Source organism: Variovorax sp. WS11 (assembly GCF_010499245.1).
In the GTDB taxonomy this organism is placed as follows: domain Bacteria; phylum Pseudomonadota; class Gammaproteobacteria; order Burkholderiales; family Burkholderiaceae_C; genus Variovorax.
The window spans coordinates 315,947-341,460 of the sequence record NZ_JAAGOW010000003.1 but is presented as its reverse complement, the minus strand read 5'-3'; the positions used below and the strand labels follow the sequence as shown (position 1 = coordinate 341,460).

Here is a 25,514-nt window from a genome sequence, read left to right as displayed (position 1 = left end):
GCATCAGTGGGCGGCCACGCCAAGGCCACCCTGCGTCCGCAAGTTAGCAAAAGCCGGTGACTGCGCCTTGTAAATTCTTAACCCCCGCTGACCCGGTCTTGTAGGACGCCGCCGCGTCGACCGCCTGTGTGTCGATTCGATGACAAGCCACCCAGCGATCGGCCCCCGCCGGCGCCAGCACCGGCGCCTCCTCGGCGCAGCGCGGCAGCGCCTGCGGGCAGCGCGGATGGAAGTGGCAGCCGCGCGGCGGGTTCATCGGCGATGGGATCTCCCCACGGATCGCGACGAAGCGCTTCCTGCGCACCTCCAGCTTCGGCGCCTCGGCCAGCAGGCCCTGCGTGTAGGGATGCAGCGGCTCTTCGAAGATGGCTTCGGCCGGCGCCGACTCCACCACCCGCCCGAGGTACATCACCAGCACGCGGTCGCTGATATGCCGCACCACGCCCAGGTCGTGGCTGATGAAAAGGTAGGTCAGCCGGAGCTCCTCGCGCAGCTGCATGAAGAGATTGATCACCTGCGCCTGGATCGAGACGTCGAGCGCGGCCACGGCCTCGTCGCAGATCAGCAGCCGCGGCCGCACCGCGAGTGCGCGCGCGATGCCGATGCGCGCACGCTGCCCGCCCGAGAACTGGTGCGGATATCGGCGCATGAGCTGCGGGTCCAGCCCGACCCGGCGCAGCAGGCCGGCCACCAGCTCCTGCTGCCCGCCGGCATCGACCAGCCCATGCGCCAGAGGCGCTTCGCCCACGATCTGCTGCACCCGCAGGCGCGGGTTGAGGCTGGCGTAAGGGTCCTGGAAGACCATCTGGATGCCCAGCATGTGCCGCCGGTAGTCGGCGCGCGGCAGCCGCTGCTCCAGCGCCGCGGTGTTCTCGCCCTGCCACCAGCGCTCCCCTTCGCTGAGGCCGTGCAGCCCTGCCGCCAGTCGCCCCAGCGTCGACTTGCCGCAGCCCGACTCGCCGACCAGGCCCACCACCTCGCCGCTTCTCACGGCGAGCGAGACGCGATCGACCGCATGCACCGTCTGCGCCGCCGGCGGCGCGCCCAGCAGGCGCGCGAGCCGGGCCGCGGCATCGGCTTTTTTCACGAAGCGCTTGGACGTAGCGCGCAGTTCCAGCAAGGGTGTCGAGGTCTGCATGGATTCAAGCCGTCGTCGCGGCAATCACGGAATGAGGATGGAAGCAGCGCAGCTGCCGCTCGGGCAGGCGCACGAGCGGCGGTGTTGCGCGGCAGGCCGCATCGGCGCGCGCACAGCGGGCCTGGAAGGCGCAGCCCGGCGGCAGCGCGAGCAGCGAGGGCGTCATGCCCGGGATCTGCGCCAGCGGCCGGCCGCGCGGATTGCGCGAAGGCGCGCTGGCGATCAGGCCGCGGGTGTAGGGATGGCGCGGCCGCTCCAGCACCTCGGCCACGGGGCCCTGCTCGACGATGCGCCCGGCATACATCACCGACACCGTGTCCGCCAGGCCCGCGACCACCGAGAGGTCGTGCGTGATCCAGACCAGCGCCGTGCCCGACTCGCGGCACAGCGCCTGCATCTCCGCGAGGATCTGGCCCTGGATGGTCACGTCCAGTGCCGTGGTCGGCTCGTCCGCGATGATCAGGTCGGGCTCGTTGAGCAGCGCGATCGCGATCGCCACCCGCTGCCGCATGCCGCCCGAGAACTGGTGCGGGTAGGCCAGCAGCCGTTCGTGCGGCGAGGCGATGCCCACCTTGGCCAGCGCCGCGGCCGCACGCTCGCGCGCCGCCTTCGCACTCACGCGGTGATGCGCGCGCACCGCCTCGATCATCTGCGTGTCGATGCGCAGCACCGGGTTGAGCGTCATCATCGGGTCCTGGAAGATCATCGCGACGCGGTTGCCGCGCACCGCCTGCAGCGCACGCGGCGAGAGCTGGAGCAGGTCCAGCACCTCGCCGTCGCGCTGCGTCAGCAGCACCTTGCCGCCGGTCACGCGGCCTGGTGCGTCGACCAGGCCCAGCATCGAGTAGCCCGTCATCGACTTGCCGGAGCCGGACTCGCCCACCAGGCCCATCACCTGGCCCCGATCCACCGTGAACGAGACCTCGTCGACCGCGGTCGCGATGCCGGCGCGGGTGAAGAAGCGCGTCTGCAGCCCTTCGACGATCAGCGTGGGAGTCGTCATGGTGCTCACTGCCTCGAAAGCCGCGGGTTCAGCACATCGCGCAGCTGGTCGGCCACCAGGTTGATCGCGAGGATGGTCGCCAGCAGCAGCAGGCCCGGATAGACCGACATCCAGTACTGCCCCGCCAGCAGGGACTGCTGGCCGTTGGCGATCATCAGGCCCAGCGAGGGCTCGGTGATCGGCACGCCGATGCCCAGGAAGGACAGCGTGGCCTCCAGCGCGATCGCGTTGGCCACCTGCAGCGCCGCCACCACGATCACCGGCGGCAGGCAGTTGGGCAGCAAGTGGCGAAACACGATGCGCGCGCCCGACAGGCCCAGGCCCTGCGCGGCCTCGATGTATTCCTTCTTGCGCTCGACCAACGCGGCGGCGCGCACGGTGCGCGCGTAGTAGGCCCACTGCACCGCCACCAGCGCCAGCGCGACGTTGCCCACGCCCGGCTGCAGCACCGTGCTCAGCACCAGCGCCAGCAGGATGGCCGGGAAGGACAGCTGGATGTCCACCACCCGCATCAGGAAGGCATCGAGCCGCCCGCCCGCATAGGCCGCCAGCAGGCCCAGCGTGCTGCCCAGCGACAGCGCGGCCACGGTGGCGACGATGCCGATGGCCAGCGAGATGCGCAGGCCGTAGAGCATCGCGGAGAGCATGTCGCGCCCCTGCTCGTCGGTGCCCAGCAAGTAGCGCCGGCCGGCCTCGGCGGCGTGCGAGCTCGGCGGCAGGCGCGCGTCGAGGATGTCGAGCTGCGCCAGGTCGTAGGGGTTCTGCGATGCCAGCACCGGCGCGAGCAGCGCGGCGAGCGCCAGCAGGAGCAGCAGCGCGGCGCCGATGAGGGCGATCTTCGATTCGGCGTACTGCCGCAGGAAAAGGCGCAGCGGCGATTCAACCGGCGCTGCGTCGGCCGCAGGCTTCGGGACCGGCGAGGCGGGCACCTCGGCGCCCTCGCCGAGGGTGGCGAACTGTGTACTCATGGGGATGGATCGTTGTTGTCGTGGAAAGCAGTGCCTGCAGGGGGTCAGGCTCCGGCATCGCCCAGCCGCACCCGCGGATCGAGCGCCGAATAGGCGATGTCCACCAGCAGGTTGAGCAGCGTGAACATCGCCACCACCACCAGCAGGTAGGCCACCACCACCGGGCGGTCCAGCAGGCCGATCGATTCGATGATCAGCTTGCCGGCGCCGGGCCAGGCGAAGATGGTTTCGGTGACGGCGGCGAAGGCGACCAGCGCGCCGAACTCCAGCGCCACCACCGTGACGATGGGCACCATGATGTTCTTCAGCACATGCACCCCCACCACCCGCGCGGGCGACAGCCCCTTGGCACGCGCGAACTTCACGTAGTCCTGCGTCAGCGCCTCGCGCGTGCCGGCCCGCGTGAGCCGCGTGACCAGCGCCAGCTTGAAGAGCGCGAGGTTGAGCGCCGGCAGCAGCAGGTGCTTCCAGCCCTCGAGGCTGAAGAGCGAAAGCTGCAGCCCGAGCAGCTCCTGGGTCGGCCCGCGCCCGCCGGCCGGCAGCCAGCCCAGCTGCACCGAGAACACCATGATCAGCATCAGCCCCACCCAGAAGGTCGGCAGCGAGAAGCCGAGGATGGAGCCGGTCATGATCGCCTTGCCGGCGAAGGACTCGGGCTTCAGCCCGGCCCACAGGCCCAGCGGCAGCCCGATGCCCATCGCGATCGCCATCGCGACCGCGGCCAGCTCCAGCGTCGCGGGCAGGCGCTCGAACACCAGCGCCACCGCCGGCACGCCATGCACGAAGGACTGCCCCAGGTCGCCCTGTAGCGCGCGCCACAGGAATTGCGCGTACTGCAGCGGCAGGGAGCGGTCCAGGCCCATGGCATGGGCCAGCCGCGCGCGCTCGGCCTGGTCGGCATCCATGCTGATCAGGATGTCGGCCGGGTTGCCGATCAGGTAGACGCTGGCGAAGACCAGCAGGGACATGGCGAAGAGCACGAGCAGGCTCTGCCCGAGGCGTCGTATCACGAAGGCAAGCATGGGTGAGGCTGGCTGTGGTTCAGGAGGCCGCGAGGCGAACGCGCCGCATCAGGTAGCCCAGGCAGTCCTGGCGGATCGCGCGCAGGTCGCGCGTGAGCATGGCGGCGATGGCGGGCTGCGCGAGGCTCAGCCGCGTGCCTTTGCGCACCAGCAAGTCCTCGATCGGTTCGCCGTTCAGGCGCAGGGCCTGCAGCGGCTCGATGTCCAGGTGCGCGGCCGTGGTCGCGATCACATGGCCGGCCTGCAGCGCGCAGAAGTTGAGCGACTCGATGTCGGGCGCGAGGCGGACATCGGCCTCCTCCGTGCCGTCGCAGGAGATCGTGAGCGTGTCGCGCACCTTCAGCTTTGCAAAGGCCTGGAAGATGTCGAGCGACCCGCCCTCCCCGGCCTCGAAAATCTCGCGCGTGGCGCGCAGGCACTTGTCGATCAGCGCCGCCGCGCGGAAAACGCCCTGAGCGCTGCCGATCTCGCCGCACTCGCAGCTGATGCTCGGCGAGAAGGCCGCGAAGGCCGCGCCCAGCGAAGGCTGCGATTCGATCAGCACGGCCAGCGGCGAGAACAGGCGCGCCAGCACCAGGTGCTGCCGCTGCGTGCCGCTCAGGCAGCTGTACAGCGGATTGCGCCCGGAGTTGTTGTGCAGGTCCAGCGTGGCGAAGACGGCGCGCTGACGCATGACCTCCACCACCGCTGCCGCCATGTGCTCGTAGGGCGTGCGCGGCGGCGCGGTCGACCAGATGCGGTTGAAGTCGGGCTGGTGCTCCAGCCGGCGCACGCCGGCCCGGGCCGCCTCCACATTGCCGACGAAGACCGAGAGCGCACGCGGCAGCCGGCGCGCGCCATGGCTGGCCAGCACCGACTGCAGCGCCAACAGGCCGACGTCCTCGTTGCCGTGCAGCAGGATCGAGACGAACAAGGGCTCCGGCGCATCGCCGGGCAGATGGATCAGCGTCGGCCCCGGCAGCACGCGATGCAGATCGCGCGCCGAGGCCGTCATGAAGCCGGGAGGCAGGTGGTCGAGCTGCTGCAGCATGAACGCGCGCCCCCCTCAATCCGGCCGGACCTGGTAGGCCAGCGTGAACTCGTCCACCCGCGGCACGAAGGCGATGCCCTTGCGGCCGGCCCAGGTCGCGACCTGGTGGTAGAGCGGGATGATGGCGAAGTCCTTCGCCAGCGCCTGCTCGGCCGCGTCCTGCAGCAGCTGCTCGCGCTTGCGGTCGTCCACGGTGCGCAGGGCCTCGGTCAGCAGCGCATCGAACGCCGGGCTGGCGTAGCTGCTCCAGTTGGTGGCGCCCATGCCCTTCTCCTTGTCCGACGTGCCAAGCAGGCCGCGCATCGCGCCCGAGGGCTCGCCGCCGCCCACGCCCCAGCCCAGCAAGCCGAAGCCCAGCTCCTTCTTCGATGCCCGTCCCACGTAGGTCGACATCGGCGAGACCTGCACCTTGGTCGCGATGCCGCCACGCGTGAGCATCTGGCCGATGGCCTGCACCACCTGCTCGTCGTTGATGTAGCGGTCGTTGGGCCCGAAGAGCGTGAGGCCGAAGCCCTCGGGGTAGCCCGCTTCGGCCAGCAGCCTGCGCGCACCGGCCAGGTCCACGGCCTCGGGCTTGAGCTTCGGGTTGAAGCCGAACATGCCGGGCGCGGCGATGTTGGCGGTGGGCACGGCCAGCCGGTCCAGCACGCGCTCGGCCAGCAGCTTGCGGTCGATCAGCTTCGAGATCGCCTGGCGCACCCGCGCATCCTTCAGCGGGTTCTTCGCCAGCGGCCGGCCCTCCTTGTCGGTGACGAAGGGCGAGCTGTCGCGGTGGTCGGTGTAGAGGAACATCACGCGGCTCGACACCTTGTCGAACACGGCCAGGTCCTTGTTCTGCCGGAACTGCGAGACCAAGTTGGCCTGCACGTTCTCCACCAGCTGCACGTCGCCCGACAGCAGCGCCGACATGCGCGCCGCATCGGCCGGCAGCATGCGCAGCGTGAGCGCAGCCCAGGCCGGCTTCGCGCCCCAGTAGTCGTCGAAGCGCGCGAACTGCACCGAGGCGCCGGGGCTGAACTTCACGATCCGGAAGGGGCCGGTGCCGGCATCCACCTTCACCTGGTTGAAGTCGTCGGTGCTCGCCTTCTCGGCCGCCTTTTTCGAGACGATGAAGATGCGTGTCAGGTCATTCGGCAAGAGCGGCGCGGGCGCGGCGGTGGTGAGCTGCACGGTCAGCCGGTCGATGGCCTTCTTGCCCGTGATGCTGCGCGCGTAGGTGGCGAAGGAGCTCGGGCTGTTGGCGATCGCCGCGGGGCGGTCGAGCGAGAACAGCACGTCTTCCGCGCTCAGGCTGCTGCCGTCGTGGAACTTGACGCCGTCGCGCAGCTTGAACTCCCAGGTCCGGTCGTCGACCGCGCGCCACGAGGCAGCGAGCGCGGGCACCAGGCGCGCGTCGGGGTCCAGCGCCACCAGCGTCTCGTAGGCATGGCTCATCACCGCGCTGACGGCATCGTTGTTGTAGAAGTGCGGGTCCACCGTGCTGGGATTGCTGGCCAACCCAATGCGCAGTTCCTGCGCGGGCAGCGCGCAGGCGGCGAGCGCCAGCGATGCCGCGCACAGCCAGCCGCGCAGGCGCCCTTGTCTCCATCTCATGGTTCTTCTCCGGTTCGAAAACGTTGGTTTGCACGAGCGCATTCCCCACGCTGCGAAGCGTGGCGAAGATGTCGATCGCCCTTCACAGAATCGCTGGGCACTGGCATGCTCACGCCCTTCGAATCGGTGAATCGACTGCGCCGCAATCGATGACCGCGAAATTACCAAGCGGCGAATTTTTCGCCTTGTAGATTCTTAAGGTCCGCCGGACCTGGGCCTTCGATGGAACTCCTCGACTCCTGCTACTGGCGAGACGCTGAACTCGCGGGGCTTCAATTCACCGCCAACCGCTTCATGCAGCGCGAGATCCGGCCGCACCGTCACGTGGGCTTCACGCTCTCGGTGTGCGACACGGAGCTGCAGGTGCGCACGCCCGGCGGCGTGATGGTGGTGCCCCCGGGCACGCTGCTGCGCATCGCGCCGCAGGTGTGGCATTCGGTGCAGGCCCGCAGCGCCCCCTGGCGCGAAGACGCGATGTACTGCAGCTTCGCGGTCGCACGATGCGTGAGCCCGGCCGATGCCGGCGGCGCCCAGGTGCAGCCGGTCGAAGGCGACGCGGCGGTCGCCGTCTTCTCTCAGCCATCGGCAGCGCGCGATTTCCTCGAATGCCACCGCCTGCTGCAGGAGGCCGCGCGCAGCGGCAACGAGGAAGCCGCCGCGGTTGGCCGCGCGCTTATGCGCGAGCGCCTCGCGCAGTGGATGCCGCTGCAGGCCGTCGATGCGCCAAGCGCGCTGCAAGGCCCCGCGCTCGCCATCGACAGCGGCGACGAGCGCGTGAACCGGCTCTACGGCCTGATCGCCTCGGGCTTCCACCAGCGCCTCACGCTCGACGGCCTGGCCGAGACGGTGGGCTGGCATCCGGTGCACCTGCAGCGCCGCTTCAAGAGCGCCTGGGGCTTCACGCCGCACGAGCTGCTGGTGGGCCACCGCATCGAGTACGCCCGCGACCTGATCGCCGGCGGCGCACGCGTCACCTACGCGGCGCACGCGGCCGGCTTCAGCGACCAGAGCCATCTGCACAAGACCTTCCTCAGCACCTACGCAGTGGTGCCGGGCGAGTACCGGCGCCTGTCGGCGCTCGATGCGCTGCAGCCGCCTTCGGCGCGCAACGGCATCGTGGAGTGAGGCGCGGCGAGTCGGCCGCGTTCACCCGCCCACGTACGCCGCGAGGTGCTTGCCGGTAAGGGTGGCGCGGGCCGCGACGAGATCGGCCGGCGTGCCCTCGAAGACGATCCGCCCGCCGTCGTGGCCGGCGCCGGGGCCCAGGTCGATGATCCAGTCGGCGCGCGCCATCACCGCCTGGTGGTGCTCGATGACGATGACCGACTTGCCTGAATCGACCAGCCGGTCGAGCAGGCCGAGCAGTTGCTCGACATCGGCGAGGTGCAGCCCGCTGGTCGGCTCGTCGAGGACGTAGACGCCGCCCTTCTCGGCCATGTGCGTGGCCAGCTTGAGCCGCTGCCGCTCGCCGCCGGACAGCGTGGTGAGCGGCTGGCCGAGGCTGAGATAGCCCAAGCCCACGTCGGCGAGCCGTTCGAGGATGGCGTGCGCGGCCGGCGTGTGCGCCTTGCCGCCGCCGAAGAAGGCCGTGGCCTCGGTCACCGACATCGCGAGCACCTCGCTGATATCGCGGCCGCCGAGCTTGTGCTCCAGCACCGAGGCCTGGTAACGCTTGCCCCCGCACTCCTCGCAGGGAGTCTCGACGCCGGCCATGGGCCCCAGGTCGGTGTAGATCACGCCGGCACCGTTGCAGTTCGGGCAGGCGCCCTCGGAGTTGGCGCTGAAGAGCGCCGGCTTCACGCCATTGGTCTTCGCGAACGCGTTGCGGATCGGATCGAGCAGCCCGGTGTAGGTGGCAGGATTGCTGCGTCGCGAGCCGCGGATCGCGCCCTGGTCGACCGCCACCACGCCCGCGCCGGCAGGGATCGACCCATGCACCAGCGAGCTCTTGCCGGAGCCGGCGACGCCCGTGACGACGACCAGCACGCCGAGCGGGATGTCGACGTCGACCTCGCGCAGGTTGTGCGCCTTCGCGCCGCGGATCGGCAGCTGGCCGGTGGGCTTGCGCACCGTCTTCTTGAGCGCGGCCCGGTCGCCCAGATGGCGGCCGGTGATGGTGCCGCTGGCCACCAGCCCGCCGACGTTCCCCTCGAAGCAGACGGTGCCGCCGGCCGTGCCGGCACCGGGACCGAGGTCGACGACGTGGTCGGCGATCGCGATCGTCTCCGGCTCGTGCTCCACCACGAGCACCGTGTTGCCCTTGTCTCGCAGCCGAAGCAGCAGTTCGTTCATCCGCTGGATGTCATGGGGATGCAGGCCCGTGGTGGGCTCGTCGAAGACGTAGGTGACGTCGGTGAGCGAGGAGCCGAGATGGCGGATCATCTTGACGCGCTGCGCCTCGCCGCCCGACAGCGTGCCCGACGGCCGGTCGAGCGAGAGGTAGCCCAGCCCGATCTCCACGAAGGAGTCGAGCGTGTGCGCCAGCGCGGCCACGAGCGGCGCCGCCGAGGGTTCGTCGAGGCCGCGCACCCATCCGGCCAGGTCGCTGATCTGCATCGAACACGCGTCGGCGATGCCGATCTTTTTGATCTTCGAGGACCGGGCGGCCTCGCTGAGCCGGGTGCCGCCGCATTCGGGGCAGGTGCTGAAGGTCACCACCCGCTCCACGAAGGCGCGCACGTGCGGCTGCAGCGCATCGACGTCCTTCGACAGGAAGGACTTCTGGATCTGCGGGATGACGCCCTGATAGGTCAGGTTGATGCCGTCGACCTTGATCTTCGTCGGCTCCTTGTGCAGCAGATCGTGCAGCTCCCTCTTGGTGAACTTGCGGATCGGCTTGTCCGCGTCGAAGAAGCCGCAGCCGCGGAAGATGCGGCCGTACCAGCCTTCCATGCTGTAGCCGGGGATGATGAGCGCGCCCTCGTTGAGCGACTTGCTGTCGTCGTAGAGCGCCGCCAGGTCGAAGTCGGTGACCGCGCCCATGCCCTCGCAGCGCGGGCACATGCCGCCGGTGCGGGAGAAGGTCTGCTTCACGGTCCTGGTCTTGCCTTCGCCGCGTTCGACCGTGATCGCACCGCTCGCCCGCACCGAGGGCACGTTGAAGGCAAAGGCGCTGGGCGAGCCGATGTGCGGCTTGCCCAGCCGGCTGAAGAGAATGCGCAGCATCGCGTTGGCGTCGGTGGCGGTGCCGACCGTGGAGCGGGCGTCGGCTCCCATCCGCTGCTGGTCGACGATGATCGCGGTCGTCAGCCCTTCCATCACGTCGACCTCGGGCCGCGCCAGCGTCGGCATGAAGCCCTGCACGAAGCTGCTGTAGGTCTCGTTGATCAGCCGTTGCGAGTCCGCGGCGATCGTGCCGAACACCAGCGAGCTCTTGCCCGAGCCGGAGACGCCGGTGAACACCGTCAGCCGGCGCTTCGGCAGCTCGATGCTGACGTCCTTGAGGTTGTTCACCCGCGCGCCGTGCACGCGGATCCGGTCGTGGCTGTCGGCAGCGGGCGGCGGCGCGGGCGATTTCCTGTCCGTCTTCGTGGCTCTGTTCATCGTGTCTGACGCAGCTCCTGGAGGCGGATCAGGTTGCCCGCAGGATCGCGGAAGGCGCAGTCGCGCACGCCGTAAGGCTGCTCGGTCGGCTCCTGCACGACTTCGGCACCGCTGGCCTGCAGCCGCTCGAAGGTGCCGGCTAGATCCTTGGTGGCCAGGAGGAGCATGGCGTAGGTGCCCTTGGCCATCATCTCGGCGATGGTGCGGCGCTCGTCGTCGGTGAGGCCGGGTGTGGCGGCCGGCGGATTCAGCACGATCGATGTGCCGGGCTGGCCGGCGGGGCCGACCGTGATCCAGCGCATCCCGCCGTACCCGACGTCGTTGCGCACCTCGAAGCCGAGGGTGTCGCGGTAGAAGGCCAGCGCTGCGTCCGGGTCGTTGTGCGGAAGGAAGCTCGCGTGAATGGTGATGTCCATGGCGGTCAATCGAAGTGAATGAGGGTGTCGATGGCGGCCAGTCTATTGCGGCTCGGAGGCGGGCGCTTCTCGATTCCTGATCGGTCGCGTGACCTGCTTCGCCACGCACGACGGCATCCCCGCGGTCGCGCCCGCGGCTTGGCGGCGGTAGGTGCTGGGCGGCACGCCGACCAGCTCGGTGAAGCGGGTGCTGAAGGTGCCGAGCGACCCGCAGCCGACCTCGAAGCACACCTCGGTGACGCTGAGATCGCCACGGCGCAGCAGCGCCATCGCGCGCTCGATGCGCCGCGTCATCAGGTAGCTGTAGGGCGACTCGCCGTAGGCAAGCCGGAACTCGCGGCTGAGGTGCCCGGCCGACATGTTCGCGCCGCGGGCGAGCGCCTCGACGTCCAGCGGCTGCGCGTACTCCCGGTCGATCCGGTCGCGAACGCGGCGCAGGCGCGCGAGGTCGCGCAGGTTCTGCGCTTCGGTGGGTCTGCTGGTCATCGCGCGATCGTGCCACGCCGAACCGGCGTACTCAATCATCGCGCCGTCTCGCTATCCGACCCGGATCTTCCAGCCGTCGATCAGCGTATCGGGATCGCCTTCGACATTCGTCACGATGCCGTCCATCAGCCGCTTGTCGAAGCGCGGGTTGAGGTTGAAGAGATGCGACAGCGCCTCGCTCGTCACATGGTTTTCGCCGCCCTCCTGCCGCGCCTCGGCCAGCGCCGCGGGCGTGAGCAGGGTCTTCAGGTTGTGCGCCGAGATGCCCCACAGCGTGGCGCTCTCGCGATGCTCGCCGTCGACGAAGACATGGACCGGCTTGACCGAGGTGTCCGGCGGCGTGGGCTCGACGGTGCCGGGATCGTCCGGCTCATCCGGCGGCGTGGTCGGCGGCGTGCTGGGCGGTGTCGAGGGCGATGTCGTCGGCGGGCTCGTAGGCGTCGGGCTGGGCCCGCTCGTCGGCGGCGAGCCCGGTGGCGTCTGCGGCGGCTGCTTCTTGCCGTCGTCGTCCGCGAACAGCGCGTTGATCAGGTTCACCGTCGGCGCGGTCGCGCCCGTCAGCAGCAGGCGGATGCGGCGGCGGTTCGCGGCGCCCTCGGTGGTCCCGTCGAGCTTCAGCGAATCGACCAGGTTGTCGCTCTTCGCGAAGCGCTTGACCACCGGCGTCTTCTTCGCCGCGTTCGCCAGCGTCTCGCCCACGCTGTCGGGCACCTGGTCGAGGGCCTGGTTGTAGCCGCGCCCGATGCGCTTGCCCACGCCGAACAGGCCGTTGCCTTCGTACAGGCCGCGCGGCGCCATGCGCATGCCGTAGATCGTGCCCTTGCCCTGCTGCGCCCGCAGCCAGCCGCCGTTGGAGACGATCCCGTGGAACATCGTGATGCCCGCCAGCACCGGATGGCCCGTGGAAGCCAGCAGCACGCCCATGAAGGTGTAGCGGTACATGCTGGGAATGGCCATGAAGTCGCCGGCCGTGTTCATCGACTTGGCGGCCTTCTCGCTCTCGGTCTTGGCCATCGCGCGCAAGTGGCTGTCGTCGCCGGAGCGCCCGGCCTCGGCGATGGCCTTCTCGATCGCCTCGACGCGCTCGTTGGCCTGCGCCTTGCGCAGCAGCACATGCTTGCCCCAGGTGCGGTTCTCGACGGGCGGCGGATCGCCGCGGTCGTTGGCCTGCTCGAGCGCTTTCACATCGTCCTTGATGGACTGGCCGGCCTTGTCCCGCGCACGCTGGGTCATCCACTTCTCGCGGTTCGTCCACCAGGTGTCGCGCAGCCATTCCATGCGCTCGAGGCGCTTGTCCAGGTAGGCCTTGACGTCCGCGATCGGCACCTGGCTGTCGGGCCCGGCGTCGGAGAACTTCGTGCGCGTGTTGAGTGCGCGCAGGTAGCTCCACTGGATGCCGATGTTCGGCACGTTGCCCACCACCTCGCCCGACAGGCCCGCAGTGCGCAGCCCGCCCTTCGCGCTGGTCCACGCGCCGGGCGTGAAGGCCTGCTTGACGAAGTTGTAGCTGCCCCCGAGCCCGGAGTTGGTCGCGAAGCCCAGCGCCAGGTACTTGAAGCTGATGCCCACCTTGGAGCCCATGTGCATGGTGCTGCCCAATGCGCCCTGCACGTCCTTCATGTCGATCAGGTTGCCCTTCTCGTTGACCATCTCGCGCGCCCGGCCGTAGCCCAGCTCGGCCTCGCGCGCGGCGAGCACGCGGTCGCGCGTCTCGGGGCGCAGGCGGTTGAAGGCGGCGACGGTCTGCGCATCGCCGGCGTTGTAGGCATCGACGGCAAGGGCCAGCGCCGCTGGCGAGGCGCTCGGATCGTGCAGCGCGCGGCCCAGCAAAGTGCTCTTGCCGAGCGCATCGATCAAGGTGCCCGGCGCCATCTCCGGCAGCTGCTGATCGGCGCCGGTCTTGATCTCCGCCTCGGAGGCCAGGCGCACCGGAAAAGCCTCGGCGACGTCCTGCGGCACGCCCGCGTCTTCCAGCCCCTTCTGGTAGCGCGCCACGGCCTCGCCGAACTCGCCGAGCTGGTCGACGGCCTTCTGCTTCTTGCTCGCGATCTCCTCGGGCGAGAGGCCGCGCAGCGGAGCGCGCTTGGCCACCAGCTCGACTTGCCGCACGGCCGATGCGGCATCGCCCTTGCGGGCGAACTCCAGCGCGTTCTCCAGCCCGCGCTTGCCCGTGTAATAGGCGCCGCGCGTGCCCAGGCCGCGGGTCTGGTTGACCCAGGTGGCCCAGGGGCCGCCGGTCACGTTGTCGTAGAAGCCGCCGGCGCCGAAGAGCTTGGCGGTGATGGCGCCGCCCTGCGTGACGCCGAAGGCAACCAGCGCCTTGGTCGGCCCGGTGATGCGGGCCACCCAGCCGCGGAAGCCGCCGGGCGGCGTCGGCGCGGCGGGCGTCGAAGGCCCTGCGGGACCGCCGGGGCCCGAACCGGAACCCGAGGAAGATGGCGGCGGCGACGAGGCCTGCGGCACGCCGCTCGCGTGCGCGCTGACGGGCGGGACCGATCCGGCCGGCTGCCCCGATCCGCCCTGCCCGTGCGTGCCCTGCCCGCCGGGGTTGGCCGAGGCCTGCGGGCTCAGCTGCCGCACCGTCGCCAGCCGGTGCGGCGAGCGCGTGTACGGCGCATTGGCGGCTTGCTCCTCGCCGCCCGCGGCCAGGGGCAGCTGCTGTTCCTGCGGCCGGCGCGCGGAGGCCGGCACCGCGCCGGGACCGGGGTCGGGCCCATCGCCCGCGGGCCGGCGCAGCACCAGCGGGATCACCGGCGCCAGCGCCGCATCGGGCGACTCGGCGACCACCACCGGCGGCGGCCCTTCGGGATGCAGGGGGACGACGTTGTCGGGCGTCTGCACCGTGCCCTCGCTGCGCGCCGCTGGCGATTCGCGGAAGGGCTGCAAGGGATCCTGCGCCGCGATGGGCGCCTGCGGATCGTCGGCCGCCACGGCCGGCCGCCGGCTGGCCAGCGGAATCACCTCCGCCCCATCCGTCACACGGCTTCCCGTCGCCGCGGTGCTGCCCGCCGCAACCGTCTCGGGCTGCGCCGCGACCGTCTGCGGCTTGACCGCGTTGTGCACCCGCACATAGCCGCGCGCGAACACCGGCGAGGCAAAGCCGGCCGCGTTGAGGCCCAGCATGCCCAGCTGCTTCTGGCGCTCGCCGGGCGTCATGTGCTCCCAGTTGTCGACCATGTAGCGCGCGCCTTCCTCGAAGGCGTAGACACTGCCCACGCCCAGCGGCTTGGCGGCCGCGGCGGCCGGGCGGCCCCAGCCCTGCGCGCTCTGCGAATAGCGCGCGAAGTCCGCCAGGTGCTTGTCGGCCGCCACCACGTCGCCGGCGCCGCGCGCCGCCGCCGCGGCCTTGAGTGCATTGCCGGCGCGCATGGCCTGGATGGTGGCGCGGGTGGACGCGCCCACCACCGGCACGCTGACCGCCGACAGCCCGAGGTTGAGCCAGTCCAGCCGCGCCTGCGTGCTGGTGAAGGGATTGATGTCCTGCCCATGGCTGCCCTGCCGGTACAGGCTCTCGGCCGAGGTCGCAACGCCGTAGCCCGCCGCCAGCACCGCGGCCGAGCCCGCGATCAGCATCACGCCCGGCGCGGACAGCGTGCCGAAGGAGCCCACCGTCAGCACCACGCCCGCCACCACGCCGACCGCGCCGGCCACCACGTCGAGGTGCGACTTGCGCCTGAAGCTCTCCCAGCCGGTTTCGGTGCGCGCATCGCCGGCGAAGAGCTTGACGTTGCCGTTGGCGTCGAGCGTGAAGTTGCCGTCCTCCGGCGTGACCAGGTTCACGCCTTCCACCGGCAGGCTGTTGTTGGCGCGGTAGTCGTCGAGGTCGTCGTAGACCCAGCCCTGCTCGTCCACCAGCTTCGACTCGCCCGGCTTCGTCTCGACCTTGAACACCGCCGTCTTGACGATGCCGCCCTGCTCGCCCTCCAGCCCGTAGACCACCGGCAGCACCATCACGCGCGCCTTGTCGCCGCCCTCCTCGACGATCTTGCCGACCGTGCGGTCCAGCACCCCCTGCTGCTCCTTCGAGAGCTGGGTGAAGAGGCTCTGCGTCTGCTGCAGGCGCTCGCTGTTGGCCGGCGTCGAAGGGTCCAGCCCGACGTCGGGCTTCCAGCCCAGCGCGGTCGCGACCGCGTTCTCCAGCTGCGTGCGGCCCTGCATCTGCGTGTACTGCCCGCCGTACTGCACGTAGTGGCTGTTGATGAGGGGCTGCGCCATCAGCGTCGGGTCGCGCATGAAGAGCTTGTAGAGCTCGGCGCCGTTCTCGTGCTGGTCGGGCCGCAGGTTCTGCGCGATGAAGTTCTGCTCGCGCGCGCTCGCGCTCTCGGTGGCGCCGGCCACCTGGTAGCGCTTGGCGGTGTCGACCTTGGCCTGCGCCGCCTGCAGGTCCTGCCAGGTGGCGCTGCCGGTTTCGGCCAGGCCCGGATGGGCGCTCTTCCACTTGTCGTGCGCGGACTGTGCGGCGCCCAGGTCGCGCTGGGCCGTGTCGGTATAGAACTTGTTGTGCGAATCCAGCCACTTGCCGCGCGCCGCAACGGCGTTGGCGCGCGCGTCGCTCTCCATCTCGGCCGGCGGCTTGGCGTAGCACATCGTCTGCGCGCGGCCGGCGCGCTCGTTGGCCTCGTACAACTGACGGGTGCGGTGGGCCTCCTGCCACAGCAGCACCGCATCCACCGCGGCCTGCTCGTTCTGCGCGATGGCGAGGCGTGAATTGGCGTCGTCGAGCGCGTTCTTGAGCGCGCTGCGATCGCCGGTGCCGGCGTCGTAGGCGGTCTGGGCCTGGTCGCGCGCCGTGGTGGCATCGACGACGTTCTGGTCCGCCTGCTTCTTGCGCGGCCCGAGGTCCTCTCCCAGGCGCAGCGTGGGCACCGGCTTGCCGTCGGGCCCGAGCAGCGGCTGGGCCTCGGGGGGCGGCGGCGCCTCGGCCGCGGCGTCGGTGAGCTGCTTCTCGACACCGGCGCGCTCGCTGCGCGCCTGCGCGAGCCGGCCGTTGCCGAACTCGGACGTGTCCCACAGCCGCGCCGTGGCCGGGTTCATCTTGTACTCGCCCTCGCGCACCGTGAAGTGGCGTATGTCGCCGTAGCGCTCGGACTTCTGCCAGCCGATGACCTCGGAGTCCTTCTTGACGATCACCGTATAGCCGCCGCCGCATGGATCGTGGCGCACTTCGATGTCATCAGGCGAGAGCCTGCGCGGTAGGCCCTCGGCGCTGACCTTGCCGTCGGCGCCGGGCTTGAGGTTCCAGGTCGGGTCGTAGTTCTCGGGGTAGACGTCGTCCGTGACCGACTCGCCGTTCTTCATGAACATCGACAGCTGCGGCTTGGCGAAGTCGGCCTGGCCATACTGGTACTGCGCCGCGTACCAGTCGCGCTCGGCGTCGATCAGCTCGAGCTTGGTCTCGTAGTCGCGCACCGTGAGCTTGGCTGCATCGAGCTCGTCCAGCGCCTTGTTGCGCTGCGCCTCGGAGGCGGTGCTGCCGGGGGCGGTGAGCTTGTCGACGGTGTCGCTCTTGGTCTTCGCGTCGGTGCGCGCCTGCGGCAGCAGCGTGTCGCGCATTTTCTTCTCGTCCTGGGGCGAGAGCTTGGGCTGCGCCTCCTCGTGCTTGCGCTGCGCCTCGCGCGCGGTGTCGCGCAAGCCCTGCAGCTTGCCGGCGTCCACCGGCTTGCCCGCAGCCTGGTCGCGCTCGGCCCCGCGCAGGTCCTGCATCGCCTCGAGGGCATCGGCCTCGGCTTGCGCGGTGCGCTGCCGCTCCAGCGCCTCGCCCAGCTGCTTCGGCGTGGTGGAGGCGACCACCGGGCCGATGAAGCCGGGCGGCCGCTGGCTGCCGAGCCCGGCGTAGGCCGCCGTGACGTCGCGGTTGGCATCGGCCAGGCGCTGCTGGATTCCATCGGCGTCGTCGAGGTAGCGGCCCTCGTCGAGCTGGGGACCGCTGCCGTCGGCGCCGCCGACCAGGTCTTCCTTCACCTGCGTCAGCGTCTTGCCCGTCTCGCCGCCACGCGTCTTCGCGGCCTCCTGCTTGTCGTGCGCGGCCCAGAGGCGCGCGGTGGTCGGGTTCAGTTCGGTCTTCTTGTCGCCATCCACGTAGTAGTACTTGCCGTCGATGGCCTGGACCTTCTTGCCCTCCTCGCTGCCGGGCTTGGCCCAGAAGGCCGGGTCGTAGCCCTCGGCCTTCTCGGTCTTCGTGCTCGTCTTGTCGCCGTCGCGCTCGGTGACCGTGTAGGTGCCGGGCTGCTGCAGCGACTCGGCCTTCCACGCGGCCTCGGCGTCGGTGTATTCGATGCCGGCATCGATCTGGTCCAGCTGGGCCGTCTCGTCGTCGGCGAGCGCGTGGGCATAGCGCTGCGCGTCCTGGGCGTCGCGCAGCGCGGCATCGGCCTGCGCGATCTTCTTGGGGTCTCCGCCCGCCACCGCCTGCTGGTACTTGTCGCTGAGGTCCTGCACCTCCAGGTCGGCCACGCGCGCTTCGTAGTCGGCGTTGACCGCGCCCACCACATTGGTCTTGGGGTTCTGCGGGTCGGACGGGTCGCTGGTGCCGTAGGCCTTGACCAGGCCGTTCAGCTTGGCATTCGCGCGGTTCGCGACGCCGCGCAACCGGGCCGCCTCGTCCTTCGCGTTCTGCTTGGCCGTGATGAGGGTGTCGTTGCCGCCCGGCCCGTCGCCGAAGCTGGCGGCGTACTTCTCGGCCTTGACGGCCGCGGCCTCGGCATCGCCGGCCTCGGTGCGCGCATCGGCGACCTGTTTCTCGCCGGACTGGTTGACCTGGTATTGCTCGCTGCGCAGTTGCCGGATGGCAGGGGTCTCGGCCTTGACGCCGCTTTGCGCCTTCTCGACGTAGGCGCCCATCGACGTGGGGTCGAACACGCCGCCCGCATCGACGGCCTGCTTGATCGTTGCGGCCTGCTGGTCGATGGCGGCGCCTGGGTCCTTGCCCTCGGCCCGGGCCTGGACGGCGGCGTTGCGCATGTCCTGCTGCACGGCTGCCAGCCAGTCGTCGACCGCGGCATTGAGCGTGGCCTTCTGCGCCGCGGTGCCGTCGCCGCCGCGCGCCTGGGCGTCGAAGACCGGCTTGGCAGCCTTCTGCGCCTTGTCGAGCAGGGCCTGGGTGCCGGCGCTGGGCAGGGCCGGCTTGTCCTGCCCTTTCGGCGGCGGTTCGTAGAGGGCCACCGTCTTCTTCGCCGCATCGACCTCGGTCTGCGCGGCCCGCGTCTCCTGCGAAGGATCGTTGGCCGGGCGGCGCTGCCGCACGTCGTCCAGCTTGGACTCCGCAACCTTCGCTTCCTTCTCGCGCAGGTTGGCGATGGCCTCCTTCTTCAGCGCATCGAGCGCATCGGCCTTCTTGCGCGCCTCCTCGGCCTGCCGCCGTGCCTCCTCGGCTACGCGCCTGGCCTCTTCGGCCGCACGCCGCGCCGCCTCTTCCGCCCGGCGCCGGGCTTCCTCGGCGGCCCGCAGCGCGGCCGCATGGTCGATGGCCGCCTGGGTGGAACCGGAAGAAGATGCGGGTGCGACCATGAAGTCTCCTGGGGTGCTTTTCTCGGGGGCGATGCACTCCCGAGGGTAGCCCGGCCTGCATGACACGCACATGGCCGCGCACCACGAAAACTCGTAGTGCGCCGATGCAACACGACCCCGGTGGACAGGGCCGGCGCCCCGCCGCTCAATCCGCCTGGATGCCGGCCTTGGCGATCAGCGCAGCCCACTTGCTGCGCTCACGGCTCATCAGCTCGCCGAACTGCCGCGGAGAACTCGAGGTCGCCTCCATGCCCGCTGCTTCCAGGCGCTGGCGCACGTCGGCCTGCGCCATGACCTTGACCAGCCCCGCGTTGAGTTTCGAGACCACCGCGGGCGGCGTGCCCGCGGGCGCCACCAGGCCGTACCAGTTCATGACGTCGTAGCCGGCAACGCCGGACTCCGCCATCGTCGGCGTGTCGGGGAAAAGGCGCGAACGCTTGGCGGTGGTCACGGCGAGCAGCTTCAGCTTGCCGCCGTCGATCTGCGACTTCGCCGAGGGATCGGAGAAGGTGATGGGCACCATGCCGCCCATCACGTCGGTGAGCGCCGGGGCCGTGCCCTTGTACGGCACGTGCGACAGATTCAGCCCGGCCAGCACGTTGAACTGCTCGGCCGCGATCTGCCCGATCGTGCCGACGCCGCCCGAGGCGTAGTTCAGCCGGGCGCCCGGCGCCCGGGCGGCGGCGATCAGGCCGGCCACGCTGTCGTACGGTGTCGCCGCGCCCGTCACCAGCAGGTTGGGCATGGTGACCAGCAGGCTCACGGCCGCGAAATCCTTGCTGGCGTCGTACTTCAGCTTGCGCAGCGACGGCCAGATCGTGAACGAGCCGGGCGTCGCGATGTACAGCGTGTAGCCGTCTGCGGGCGCGCGGGCCACCGCCTCGGTCGCGAGCAGCCCGCCGGCGCCCGGCCGGTTCTCGACGATCACGTTGCCGCCGATCTCCGCCGCCAGGCCCGTCGAGATGACGCGTGCCAACACGTCGGCGCCACCGCCTGGCGGAAAGCCGACGACGATCCGCACCGGCTTGTCGGCAGACGGCCAATCGGCGGCCTGCGCGGCCGGCAGTGCGGCCACGGCCAGCGCCAGGCTGGCGCCGAGACGCAGCAGGCGCCGGCGGGGGTGGGAAGGCGAAGGAACGGACATGACGGACTCCGGTGTGCCGCGCGCGGCGGCGGGGTGGACGATGGCAGACGAATTCAGGGCACGGGGCTCGGCGGCCGCAGCGACGCGATGCGTGGCGTGCGTCAGCGGGCGGCAGCGACGAGGCCGGCAGTAACGAGGCCGGCCGCGGGCGCAGGACGTTCCTCCCACTCCCAGGCCACGAAGGCGAGGCGCTCGCCGGTGTGGACCACCGGGTCGCTGCGCAAGCCGATCAGCACGCCGTCGCGCGCCAGCGGCGCGACCGGCGCGACGCTGCCGTCGAGGCCGAGCAGATCGCCGATCGACTCGCCCGCCGGCACCTGATCGCCGGCCTTGAAGCGCGGCACGAAGAGCCCGCCCTCGTCGGCCGTGACCCAGCCGCGGCGGCTGACCGTGCGAAGCCGTGCGGCCGCGCCGGCGGGCGCGCCGTCCACGATGCCCATGCGCTGGGCCAGCCCGAGAAAGCCCTGCTCGGCCAGCGCCACGTTCGCGGGTTGCAGGCGGCTGCCGGCCCCGAGTTCCAGCATGAATGCGCAGATGCCGGCGGCGAGGCATTGGTAGTCGAGCGCGCCCGCGATGTGGCCGGGCAGCTCGCCCTTGCCGCCCACGTCCATGCGACAAGCCAGCGCCGGGAAGAAAGGCGCGATGGCGGCCAGCACCTGCTCCTCGGTGATGGGGCTCTCGGGGTGCACCTTGTAGACCGTGTAGGGCGGCGCGTCGAAGAGCGGATTCATCGTGTGCAGGTTGACCAGCACGTCGGCGACGCCCTGCACCTCGGCGAACAGCGCGTGCGCGACGCGCTCGCTGATCAGGCCGGACGCGCTGCCCGGGTAGCACTGGTCGAGGTCGAGATCGTCGTAGGGATTGCGCTTGCGCCGCGCATCCAGCGCCTGCGGATTGCCGGTCGGCGTCACGACCAGGTTGCCCGCCATGCGCGCAGGGTCCAGCCCGTGCGCAAAACGCAGCGCGGCGACCATGCCGTTGATCTCGTCGCCATGCACCTGCCCGTGCAGCCAGAGCGTGCGCCCGGGTCGCGCGCCGCGCAGCGCGACATAGGGCAGCGACACCTCGGCACCGGAGGCCATCGAGCCGACACGCAAACGACCCGAGGTGCGCGCGGCGCCGTCCCTGGATCTCAACCAATCACCCACGATGCCCATGCTGCAATCCCCCTTGCAAGAACGGTGGCCAGGCCAGAAGCTGCGCGCCCCGCAATTGAGTGCCGGCGGCGCATCGAGGCCATCGTAGGGCCCGCCGGCCCCGGCTCCAATTAGCCGTCGACGGCAAACCATTAGGAGCGCTGATGCATCCAGCGCGTGTGCGCGCTCAGTCGCCAGGCGGGTACTCGCGCTGCGCGCCGGTGCGCAGCAGGCGCATCCGGCTCTTCAGGATCTCGAACACTTCCCGCGTCACCGGGTTCACGACGTGGCTGCGCACGTACAGGTGGTAGGCCAGGTCGGGCAGCCGCGGCATGCCGTCGGTCGGGCCCAGCACGCGCAGGCCCGCGTCGAGCTGCTCCACGCCGCGCGCCGTCACCCCCAGGCCGGCGCGCAGCGCGGCCTTGATGCCGATCAGGCTGCTCGAGGTGTAGCGCGAAGTCCAGGCGATGCCCGCGGCGTCGAGCGCCTCGTGCGCCAGGCGCCGGAAGATGCTCGGCCCGTCGGCGTCGATCAGCGGGATCGGCTTGGCCTCGTCGTGCAGGTAGCTCGCGCTGCACAGCCACACGGTCGGCGAGCTGCGCAGCACGACGCCCTCGAGCTCGGGGTCGACCCGGTTGGAGATCGTCATGTCGATCTCGCCGCGCTTGAGAGACGCCATCAGGAAGGGACTGCGCCCCACGTGGATGTCGAGCTGCAGCAGCGGCGAACTGCGCGCCACCTCGGTCAGCAGGGGCGGCAGCATGGTGTCGGCGACGTCGTGCGGTGCGCCGATGCGCAGCACGCCCTCGAGCCGACCCTGCTGGAAGTTGCGCATCGCCTCGTCGTTGATGGCCAGCAGGTGGCGCGCATAGGTCAGCAGGCGCTGCCCATGCTCGGTCAGCTTCTTCTGCCGGCCCTGCTTCTCGAAGAGCGGGTGGCCGATCTGCTCTTCCAGGCGCTGCATCTGCTGCGTCACCGCGGACTGCGTGCGGTCGAGGTGGACCGCCGCAGCGGCAAAACTTTCGTGCGAGACGATCGCGTCGAGCGATCGCAGCAGTTCGAGGTCGAGGGTTTTCATTCCATTAATCTTATTGATGGATTTGCTGCCCGCGCTGGATTGTTCGCAATCCCCGTCCTGCCTACAGTGTCAGTCGGCAAGTCAACGCAGGAGACAACTTGAGCAAGCCATCCCCCCAACGAGACGCAGCAGTGTCCGCATCGATCGACCGCATGAAGCAGGCCACGCGCGCGGGCGAGCCGACGCGCGAGAAGCTCGCCGACGTGCTGGACACGCTCCTGGCGCTCGCCGCGCGGCGAGAGCTCTGGTCCGAGGCCGATTTCCCCGCGCCCGAGGCGGGCGAGCACCAGGCCCGCTACCTGATCGCCGAGGACCCCGACCAGAGCTATGCGCTCTACCTGAACGTGATGCGCCCCGGCAAGCGCATCGTGCCGCACAACCACACCACCTGGGCCTGCATTGCCGCGGTGGAGGGCACCGAGCACAACCGTGTGTATGAGCGCCTCGACGACGGCAGCGTGCCGGGCGTCGCGAAGCTCGCCGAGACCGACTGCGTGGTGGTCGCCCCCGGCATCGGGATTGCGCTCATGCCCGAGGACATCCATTCGGTCGAGATCCAGGGCGAGCAGGTCATTCGCCACCTGCACATGTACGGCCGCGCGCTCGAGACCCTCGACCGGCGCACCGGCTACGACCTCGAGAAGGGCACCTGCCAGACCATGGGCATCGGCGTGCAGACGCGACGCTGAGGCTCCCCACCGATTGCGGCAAGTCGTGCACGGCCGGTCCCGGTCGTGCACGGCGCGGCCGCGCCCGTGCCCTTTTCATCTTCACGCCCCTTCGTCCCCATGCACCCACAGATCGACGCCCGAACCCTCAAGACCTGGTCGCACGACGGTGCCGAACTGGCGCTGCTCGATGTCCGCGAGCACGGCCAGTACGGCGAATCCCACCTGTTCCATGGCACACCGCTGCCCTACAGCGTGCTCGAGACCGAGGTGGCGCGGCTGGTGCCGCGGCGCTCGACGCGCACCGTGGTGTACGACGACGCGGGCGAAGCCGCCGGCGTCGCGCAGCGCGCTGCCGCGCGGCTGGCCGCCCTCGGCTATGTGGACGTGTCGGTCCTTCGCGGCGGCACGCAGGGCTGGGCAGCCGCCGGCTACCCCCTGTTCGCGGGCGTCAATCTGCCTTCGAAGACCTTCGGCGAGTTGGCCGAAAAGGTCTACCACACGCCACGCGTGAGCGCCGACCGGCTGGCCGCCATGATCGCGCGCGGCGAGCCGGTGGTCGTCCTCGACGGACGTCCGGTCAATGAGTTCCGCAAGATGAACATTCCAACGGCGATCTGCTGTCCCAACGGGGAGCTGCCCTATCGCATCCGGCACCTCGTGCCCGACGATGCGACCCCCATCGTGATCAACTGCGCGGGCCGCACGCGCAGCATCATCGGCGCGCAGACCCTGATCAACCTGGGCCTGCCCAATCCGGTCTATGCACTGGAGAACGGCACCCAGGGCTGGTATCTGGCGGACCACGCCCTCGAGCACGGCGGCCAGCGCCGCTACGACGACGCGAGCGGCAGCGCCGCGCTGAAGGAACAGGCGGAGGCGCTGGCACGGCGCTTCGAGGTGCCCTTCGTCGACGCTGGCACGGTGGCGCGCTGGACCGACGATTCGCAGCGCACGCTGTTCCTCTGCGATGTCCGCACGCCGGAAGAATTTGCGCGCGGCAGCCTGCCCGGCGCGCAGCACACGCCCGGCGGGCAGCTGATGCAGGCCACCGACCAGTTCGTCGGCGTGCGCGGCGCCAGGCTGGTGCTGCTGGACGACGACGGCGTGCGTGCGCCCGCGGTGGCGAGCTGGCTGCGGCAGATGGGCCACGACGCCTCGGTGCTGGTCGGCGGCCTCGGCAGCGGCCTGGCGATCGCCCCGGCCGTCATCCCCGAGCCACCACCGCTCGCGAGGATCGGCGTCCAGGCTCTGGCGCAGCTTCTTCGCGACGGCGATGCCGCGGTGCTCGACCTGCGGCCGAGCATGCAGTTCCGCGCCGCGCACATCGCGGGCGCGCGCTGGTCGATCCGTCCGCGGCTGGCCGACGCGCTGGCCGGCGAGACCCGCCCGGTGGTGCTGGTCGCCGACCCGCCGCAGGCGGCCGAATGGGCGGCAGCCGCGGACTGGCCCGCGACCCTGCCCGCGCCCCTGCTCCTCGAAGGCGGCATGAAGGCCTGGGAGCACGCCGGCCTGCCGATCGAGCAGAGCCCGGCGCTTCCGGCCGATGCCGAATGCATCGACTTCCTGTTCTTCGTGCACGACCGGCACGACGGCAACAAGGAAGCCGCGCGCCGCTACCTGGCCTGGGAAACCGGACTGGTCGCACAGCTCGACGCGCAGGAGCTGGCGGCCTTCCGCCTGCCTGCGACCGCCCTCTCCTGATTCACCGGAGTTCACGATGACCCTTGCCGCCGCCCTGCCCCGTTCCCTCTGCGTGTCGACGCCCCGGCGCCGGCTCGCTGCCTTCGCCGCCTTCGCCACCTTCGCAGGCGCCCTTGCGATGACCGGTGCACCGCCCGCCGCCGCGCAAGCGCTCGCCGCGCGCGACGGCTTCCCGGCCCAGCCGATCCGCTTCATCTCGCCCTTCCCCGCCGGGGGCGGCAACGATGCCACCACCCGCTTCGTCACCACGCGCCTGCCCGAGGTGACCGGCCAGCCGGCACTGGTCGAGAACCGCGGCGGCGCGGGCGGCAACATCGGGGCCAAGGCGGTCGCCGACGCACGCGCCGACGGCTACACCCTGCTGACCGCACAGGTCTCGCTCATGGCCGTGAACCCGACGCTCTACGCGTCGGCCGGCTTCGACCCGCTGAAGAACTTCGTGCCGGTCACGCAGATCAACGCGGCGCCGCTCGCGATCGTGGTGCCGGCCGACTCGCCGCTCAAGGACTTCGACGAACTGGTCCGGCGCAGCAAGGCCCAGCCGGGCCGCCTGACCTACGCCTCGCCCGGCAACGGCACCCTGTCGCACCTGGTCGGCGTGGTGCTGCAGAAGGAAGCCGGTGCGCAGATGACGCATGTGCCCTACAAGGGCGCGGCGCCCGCCATCACGGACCTGATGGGACACCAGGTCGACGTGCTGGTGACCTCCACCGCTTCGGTGGCCGGCATGATCCAGAACGGCAAGCTGCGCGCGCTGGCGGTGACCAGCCCGCGCCGCGTCGGCGTGTTCGCCAAGGTGCCCACGCTCGAGGAGCTCGGCTACAAGAACGCGCGCTTCGAGGATTGGTACGGCGTCTTCGCGCCCGCCGGCACCTCGCGCGAACGCGTGGCCTACCTCCACGAGGCGATCGTGCGCACCCTGCGCATGCCGGAGGTCGCGCGGCTGATCACCGACGGCGGCAGCGAAGTGGTCGGCAATTCGCCCGAGGCGTTCGCAGCGCAGCTGCGCCAGGACATCGACCGCCGGTCCAGCGTGGTGAAGCCTTTGGCGCCCGGGTGACTGGAAGGACGCGACGCAG

At 70.6% G+C, this 25,514-nt stretch carries 17 protein-coding genes; 4 read left to right on the top strand and 13 right to left on the bottom strand.

Translation table 11 applies throughout. The features are described 5' to 3' along the window. Positions 1-43: 43 nt before the first annotated feature. From GXN78_RS27280 to GXN78_RS27255, 6 genes are read right to left on the bottom strand one after another with little or no spacing between them, the layout of a single operon-like run. A complete protein-coding gene (locus GXN78_RS27280; protein ID WP_106554742.1) occupies positions 44-1,138 on the bottom strand; it encodes an oligopeptide/dipeptide ABC transporter ATP-binding protein in 1,095 nt (364 codons plus the stop codon). 4 nt (positions 1,139-1,142) lie between these two features. Beyond that, on the bottom strand, positions 1,143-2,141 hold the full coding sequence (locus GXN78_RS27275) for an ABC transporter ATP-binding protein (protein ID WP_106554743.1): 999 nt from the start codon (positions 2,139-2,141) through the stop codon (positions 1,143-1,145). 5 nt (positions 2,142-2,146) lie between these two features. Beyond that, positions 2,147-3,109, bottom strand: coding sequence for an ABC transporter permease (locus tag GXN78_RS27270; protein ID WP_106554744.1), 963 nt, complete (start codon positions 3,107-3,109; stop codon positions 2,147-2,149). A 44-nt stretch (positions 3,110-3,153) separates the two neighbouring features. Beyond that, the gene (locus tag GXN78_RS27265) at positions 3,154-4,131 is read right to left on the bottom strand and encodes an ABC transporter permease (protein ID WP_106554745.1); all 978 of its coding nucleotides are present in this window, start codon (positions 4,129-4,131) and stop codon (positions 3,154-3,156) included. Positions 4,132-4,150: 19 nt separating this feature from the next. Continuing rightward, entirely contained in the window at positions 4,151-5,161 is a 1,011-nt protein-coding gene (locus tag GXN78_RS27260; protein WP_106554746.1) for a M14 family metallopeptidase, read from the bottom strand. A gap of 15 nt (positions 5,162-5,176) precedes the next feature. Then, positions 5,177-6,754, bottom strand: coding sequence for an ABC transporter substrate-binding protein (locus GXN78_RS27255; RefSeq protein WP_106554747.1), 1,578 nt, complete (start codon positions 6,752-6,754; stop codon positions 5,177-5,179). A 222-nt stretch (positions 6,755-6,976) separates the two neighbouring features. Between GXN78_RS27255 and GXN78_RS27250 the strand changes: the two genes are divergently transcribed. Continuing rightward, positions 6,977-7,879, top strand: coding sequence for an AraC family transcriptional regulator (locus GXN78_RS27250; RefSeq protein WP_106554748.1), 903 nt, complete (start codon positions 6,977-6,979; stop codon positions 7,877-7,879). A 21-nt stretch (positions 7,880-7,900) separates the two neighbouring features. Here GXN78_RS27250 and GXN78_RS27245 read toward each other — a convergent pair whose 3' ends face one another. From GXN78_RS27245 to GXN78_RS27215, 7 genes are all read right to left on the bottom strand, one after another. Continuing rightward, complete coding sequence (locus tag GXN78_RS27245) at positions 7,901-10,297, bottom strand: excinuclease ABC subunit UvrA (protein ID WP_106554749.1); 2,397 nt, start codon at positions 10,295-10,297, stop codon at positions 7,901-7,903. Then, positions 10,294-10,713: a VOC family protein gene (locus GXN78_RS27240; RefSeq protein WP_106554750.1), complete on the bottom strand. Its 420-nt coding sequence runs from the start codon at positions 10,711-10,713 to the stop codon at positions 10,294-10,296. Before GXN78_RS27240 ends, GXN78_RS27245 begins: the two co-directional genes overlap by 4 nt. Before the next feature lie 42 nt (positions 10,714-10,755). Next, positions 10,756-11,199 carry an AraC family transcriptional regulator gene (locus tag GXN78_RS27235; RefSeq protein WP_106554780.1) on the bottom strand — a complete coding sequence of 148 codons (444 nt, stop codon included), beginning with the start codon at positions 11,197-11,199 and terminating at the stop codon, positions 10,756-10,758. Positions 11,200-11,250: 51 nt separating this feature from the next. Beyond that, the gene (locus tag GXN78_RS27230; RefSeq protein ID WP_164255796.1) at positions 11,251-18,705 is read right to left on the bottom strand and encodes a DUF4781 domain-containing protein; all 7,455 of its coding nucleotides are present in this window, start codon (positions 18,703-18,705) and stop codon (positions 11,251-11,253) included. A 145-nt stretch (positions 18,706-18,850) separates the two neighbouring features. Next, on the bottom strand, positions 18,851-19,849 hold the full coding sequence (locus GXN78_RS27225) for a tripartite tricarboxylate transporter substrate binding protein (RefSeq protein WP_106554752.1): 999 nt from the start codon (positions 19,847-19,849) through the stop codon (positions 18,851-18,853). A 101-nt stretch (positions 19,850-19,950) separates the two neighbouring features. Then, on the bottom strand, positions 19,951-21,006 hold the full coding sequence (locus GXN78_RS27220) for a M14 family metallopeptidase (protein WP_106554753.1): 1,056 nt from the start codon (positions 21,004-21,006) through the stop codon (positions 19,951-19,953). Positions 21,007-21,172: 166 nt separating this feature from the next. After that, complete coding sequence (locus GXN78_RS27215; RefSeq protein ID WP_106554754.1) at positions 21,173-22,063, bottom strand: LysR substrate-binding domain-containing protein; 891 nt, start codon at positions 22,061-22,063, stop codon at positions 21,173-21,175. 152 nt (positions 22,064-22,215) lie between these two features. Between GXN78_RS27215 and GXN78_RS27210 the strand changes: the two genes are divergently transcribed. The 3 genes from GXN78_RS27210 to GXN78_RS27200 all read left to right on the top strand — a co-directional run bounded on the left by GXN78_RS27210 (position 22,216) and on the right by GXN78_RS27200 (position 25,495). Beyond that, positions 22,216-22,752, top strand: coding sequence for a cysteine dioxygenase family protein (locus GXN78_RS27210; RefSeq protein WP_181360487.1), 537 nt, complete (start codon positions 22,216-22,218; stop codon positions 22,750-22,752). Between the two features lie 99 nt (positions 22,753-22,851). Next, positions 22,852-24,435: a rhodanese-like domain-containing protein gene (locus GXN78_RS27205; RefSeq protein WP_106554756.1), complete on the top strand. Its 1,584-nt coding sequence runs from the start codon at positions 22,852-22,854 to the stop codon at positions 24,433-24,435. A 118-nt stretch (positions 24,436-24,553) separates the two neighbouring features. Beyond that, positions 24,554-25,495 (top strand): tripartite tricarboxylate transporter substrate binding protein, encoded by a 942-nt coding sequence (locus tag GXN78_RS27200; RefSeq protein ID WP_164255844.1) that lies wholly within the window; start codon positions 24,554-24,556, stop codon positions 25,493-25,495. The last annotated feature ends 19 nt before the right edge of the window (positions 25,496-25,514 follow it).